Source organism: Accumulibacter sp. (assembly GCF_023806625.1).
Lineage (GTDB): Bacteria > Pseudomonadota > Gammaproteobacteria > Burkholderiales > Rhodocyclaceae > Accumulibacter.
Genome location: NZ_JAMTDX010000036.1, coordinates 1 through 4156 on the forward strand (window position 1 = coordinate 1; position 4156 = coordinate 4156).

At 65.0% G+C, this 4156-nt stretch carries 10 protein-coding genes; 9 read left to right on the forward strand and 1 reads right to left on the reverse strand.

Annotated features, from left to right (window positions below; genetic code table 11):
• The first annotated feature begins 147 nt into the window (after positions 1-147).
• The 9 genes from NFW05_RS06530 (at position 148) to NFW05_RS06570 (ending at position 3781) form a co-directional block, all read left to right on the forward strand.
• The gene (locus NFW05_RS06530) at positions 148-702 is read left to right on the forward strand and encodes a DUF3489 domain-containing protein (RefSeq protein WP_295303960.1); all 555 of its coding nucleotides are present in this window, start codon (positions 148-150) and stop codon (positions 700-702) included.
• 13 nt (positions 703-715) lie between these two features.
• On the forward strand, positions 716-949 hold the full coding sequence (locus tag NFW05_RS06535) for a hypothetical protein (protein ID WP_295303939.1): 234 nt from the start codon (positions 716-718) through the stop codon (positions 947-949).
• A 124-nt stretch (positions 950-1073) separates the two neighbouring features.
• Positions 1074-1406 (forward strand): hypothetical protein, encoded by a 333-nt coding sequence (locus tag NFW05_RS06540; protein ID WP_295303941.1) that lies wholly within the window; start codon positions 1074-1076, stop codon positions 1404-1406.
• An 85-nt stretch (positions 1407-1491) separates the two neighbouring features.
• Positions 1492-1674 (forward strand): hypothetical protein, encoded by a 183-nt coding sequence (locus tag NFW05_RS06545; protein ID WP_295303944.1) that lies wholly within the window; start codon positions 1492-1494, stop codon positions 1672-1674.
• Positions 1675-1811: 137 nt separating this feature from the next.
• Positions 1812-2102 carry a hypothetical protein gene (locus tag NFW05_RS06550; protein ID WP_295303946.1) on the forward strand — a complete coding sequence of 97 codons (291 nt, stop codon included), beginning with the start codon at positions 1812-1814 and terminating at the stop codon, positions 2100-2102.
• 141 nt (positions 2103-2243) lie between these two features.
• Positions 2244-2516: a hypothetical protein gene (locus tag NFW05_RS06555; protein WP_295303948.1), complete on the forward strand. Its 273-nt coding sequence runs from the start codon at positions 2244-2246 to the stop codon at positions 2514-2516.
• Between the two features lie 296 nt (positions 2517-2812).
• Positions 2813-3076: a hypothetical protein gene (locus NFW05_RS06560; RefSeq protein WP_295303951.1), complete on the forward strand. Its 264-nt coding sequence runs from the start codon at positions 2813-2815 to the stop codon at positions 3074-3076.
• A gap of 94 nt (positions 3077-3170) precedes the next feature.
• Positions 3171-3533, forward strand: a complete 363-nt coding sequence (locus NFW05_RS06565) for a hypothetical protein (protein WP_295303954.1) — start codon at positions 3171-3173, stop codon at positions 3531-3533.
• Between the two features lie 20 nt (positions 3534-3553).
• Positions 3554-3781 (forward strand): hypothetical protein, encoded by a 228-nt coding sequence (locus NFW05_RS06570; RefSeq protein ID WP_295303956.1) that lies wholly within the window; start codon positions 3554-3556, stop codon positions 3779-3781.
• Here the strand turns inward: NFW05_RS06570 and NFW05_RS06575 are convergent.
• Positions 3741-4156 (reverse strand): site-specific DNA-methyltransferase (locus NFW05_RS06575; protein ID WP_295303958.1); only part of this gene is annotated, 416 nt, incomplete at its 5' end. The two genes, NFW05_RS06570 and NFW05_RS06575, sit on opposite strands and share 41 nt — an antisense overlap.

Sequence of the window (4156 nt, forward strand, 5' to 3'; positions counted from 1 at the left end):
ATGCTTGGCTTTGCCGGCGAACAGCGCGTTCATACCGGCGTCATCAACACGCCCACCAAGGAGGCCCCCATGCACCCGCCCCTGTCCCCGACTCAGCTCGAAGTCCTCGAAGCCGCGGCCAACCGCCCCGACGGCCTCGTCTATCCCCTGCCGGCCCGGCTGCCTCCCGCCGCCCAGAAGAAGGTCGTCCAGTCGCTGGTCGTCCGAGGCCTGGTCGTCTCCACCCCGGGCGGCGATCGATCCCACTGCCGACTGACGCCCAAGGCCTACGCCGCCGTCGGACGCGAATGCGAACTGCCCGTCACCGTATCGGGCGAACCCGAGCTGGACGCCATCGTGACGATGGACCAGGTGCCCAGCGCGCCGGCGCCCGAGGCGCATGCCGTGGCCGCCGCCCAAGGACCCGAACAACTGGTGGGCGACAAGCCCGATCGCGTCCTTCCGCCGGACCCCCTCGAACCCGATCAGCCGCCGCCCGCGGTTCTGCGCCCGCTGCGCACCCGCGAGAACAGCAAGCAGGCCACCGTGATCGCGATGCTCCAACGGCCCGAGGGTGCGACAATTGCGCAAATTTGCGCATTGACCGGTTGGCTTGCGCACACCGCCCGAGGCTGCCTGGCAGGCGCGCTCAAGAAGAAGCTCGGGCTGACCATCACCTCCGAGAAGCCCCGCGGCGGTGAGCGGGTCTACCGACTGGCTTGAGGGAGGCCCAGCGATGACCATGACCCTGCTCACCCTCCTCGAAGACCTCAAACGGCAACCCCGCGCACTGACGCCCGAGGAAGACCTCTACCTCCAGCGGATCGGAGACGAGATCCGGCGGGCGCCCCACGACACAGCGCGCTGGCGCGTCCTCGAGCGTGAGGGGTTCCACGAATTCGACTGGTCGACGGCCGACGCAGACCTCTTCGCCAAGCTGACGGCCCTGCGCCGTGCCGGGATGAACTGACCGACCGAACCAAACCCGGCTGCGTGCCGGGTTGCTTGTTCGAACCGTCTCCAGAGAACGCTTGGCTTCTGATTCGAACAGCGCGTTCATACGATCGTCATCAACGCCACCGGGAGCACCCGCCATGACCACCGAAACCAGCCACACCGCCCGCCCTTTGCGTGTCCGCTTCGCCCGCAAGCCCGAACATCTGCAGGAGGTTCTGGCGGCCACGTCCTGTGATGACCGTCCGGAGCCCGTGGTGATCACAGAAACCCGTGAATTGACACCTGCCGAGTACGATGCCTTTTCGAGAACCCTGCTGCAAGATCGCGACTGGCTGGCCGGCAAGGGCGGGTACCCCGACCAGACCACACGGCATGTCGTCGAAGTCAAGGCTGAGAATCGCGAGACCCTGTACGTCGACCCCTCGGGCTTTGCCTACGGGCGGTACGTCGGCATGGCCATCGAGGACTGAAGAAAGCTCAGGAAGCGCTTGGCTTCGGGCACAGTCAGCGCGTTCATAGGGTCATCGCAACGCACCGATCCCCAGGAGAGAAGCCATGAACCGACTCAGCCCCGAAACCATCCGCCGCCTGATGCGCCAGAATCGCAAGACGATCCGGGGCGTTGCCCAGCAATGGAATCTGACCATGACCCGGGTGCGCCACGTGCGCGACCACGGAGTCACCGGCGAGCACTTCGTGCGCGACTGGCTCGAGATCCTCACCGCGCCGAACCAGTGAGTTCCGGCGACCGGATCCCGCCCGCCCGGCCGAGTGCCGGGTCTCTTGTTCGAGGTCCCTGCAGAAAACGCTTGGCTTCTGTCTTGCACAGCGCGTTCATGTGCTTGTCATCCACCCCACCACGAAGGAGCAGCAAGATGAACGACACCAGCACCCAGGAAAGAGCCAACTACGCCGACGACGCTGGTCTGCGCGCCCTGAAGAGGGCGAGGCAAGCAATCATTGGTGGGCTGAGCCAGGTGGAACAGTGTCTGGGGGCTTACGCCAATGCGCAAACGTTCCAACACAAGGCAGAGGTGATCACGAACTGCCTCGATAACATCGACGGTATGCAAGACAGGATTCGGATCGACATGCTTGTGAGATCGCTGACCGAACTCGCGTTCGTTCATGGACTGCTGCAGCCGCGAGAGCAGACCACGGATTGATCAACGAGCGCTCCACGATGCCCAGACAACCCGGCCGAGTGCCGGGTCTCTTGTTCGAGGTCCCTGCAGAAAACGCTTGGCTTCTGTCTTGCACAGCGCGGTAATGCTCCTGTTATTAACCCCACTGCACAGGAGCCCGCCATGACCCCAGCCACCACCGAGCGCCTCGACACCTTGGGCAAGGCCCTCGGTGACGCCGCCCTGCGCACGCTGGTCCGTCTCTGCGAGACCGAACTGCGGAATGCCGACCGCGAGAAACTCGACGCCGTCTGCGCGGCGATGCGCGCCAAGTCGCGCGAGGCCATCGACGAATTGCTCGACGACGGGAAGGCCTGCCCGTCGATGGCCAATCTCGTCTTCACCAGCGCGGTCATGACCCTGGTCAACGCCGGCATCCGCGAGTTGCGCGGCTGATCATCCCCCGCACGATCATGGCCCGGCCGATCGCCGGGCTTTCTTGTTCTTGCGCGACATCGACAGTGCGCGCCCGTGGGCCGCGAACACCGCGTCGTCGACCACTCCCGCGCCTTCGATTCAGAAAGCGCCACACCGTGCGAACGTGCGCGCCTTGGCGCCAAGATCGACCGTCGCCCGACTGCGCCCACCCGACCGGAAGTGACCCGAACATGATTGAGAAAGGCCTTGGCTTCTGATTCGAACAGCGCGTTCATACGCTCGTCATCAACGCAGCACCCACCAGGAGACGCCCCATGAACCCAGCAGAGTGCATGGCCCAGCACGCCGAGACTCAGGGCCGCGAGGCCTTGACCAACGCCCGCGCCACGATCGAGCGCGCGCTCGCTGAACTCGACCATTTCATCGCGCGCTACGAGGAAGTCGATGCCCTGAAGCACAAGGCCGACGTGCTCAACTGGACCCTCAACCACCTGGCGACGTACATTCCCAACAACGTGCGCCTCGACCTGATCGCCGGAGCACAAGCCGAACTGATGCGGGCCGACGCCAGACGATGAAAGCCAACGGGCAGGAGGCCAGATTGAACTTGGCTTCCTGCTCGGACAGCGCGTTCATACGGATGTCGCCACCCCCCACCGCAAGGAGACCACCATGACGACCCAAAGCATCCCCGCCAGCCACAACGACACTTGGGGCTTCACCGGTAGCCTGGAAGACCAAGCCGAAGCCGCCTGGCGAATCGCCATGACCACCATCGCCGCAGCGACCGGCCAGCCCCTCGAATCGGTCCGGGCGTTCCTCGACAGTCGCCATGGCCGCCACTTTGCCGACGACGTGCTCAACGAGAGGGCCAAGGGCAAGGACCTCAAGACGGCGATCCATGCCGCCGTCGCGCGGTGGATGGTCTGGACCATCGGCCGCCAAACCTCGCGCGACTATGGCATTCCCTGCGGGCTGCCCTACTTGACCGGCTTCGTGATGCACTGCGAGATCGCCGAAGAGTTGGCCGCCTGATTCCGGACAGGACGCGCCCGATGAGCAGCCCAACGACCGAACGTGAACAGGCGCTGCGTTGGCTGATGGCCAACCGGCGTCAGGATGTCTCCATCGAGCAGGCCGTGCGCTTGATGTGCACGGTTCTACCCCGCGATCTCGTCACCATGCAACTGCTGCAGCGGATTGCCGAGGAAGAACAAGCCCAGCAGTCCGATGCGCGCACACTCAACTGGAGGACGCCTCGGGGGATGCCGCCTCGCGGATAGCCGTCTTGCCGGTGAAGTCCTCCCACCGGCGGACGATCGTGTCGACGTACTTCGGATCGAGTTCCATGAGCCGGGCCACGCGCCCCGACTTCTCCGCGGCGATCAACGTCGTGCCCGAGCCCCCGAAGCAGTCGAGCACGGTGTCGCCCGGGCGGCTCGAGTTGCGAATCGCCCGCTCGACGAGTTCGACGGGCTTCATCGTCGGATGCAGATCGTTCCTGACCGGCTTCTTGATCTGCCACACATCGCCCTGGTCGCGATCCCCGCACCAGTGGCGCTTGCTCCCTTCGCGCCAACCGTAGAGGATCGGCTCGTACTGGCGCTGGTAGTCGGCGCGGCCCATCGTGAAGGTGTTCTTGGCCCAGATGATGAACG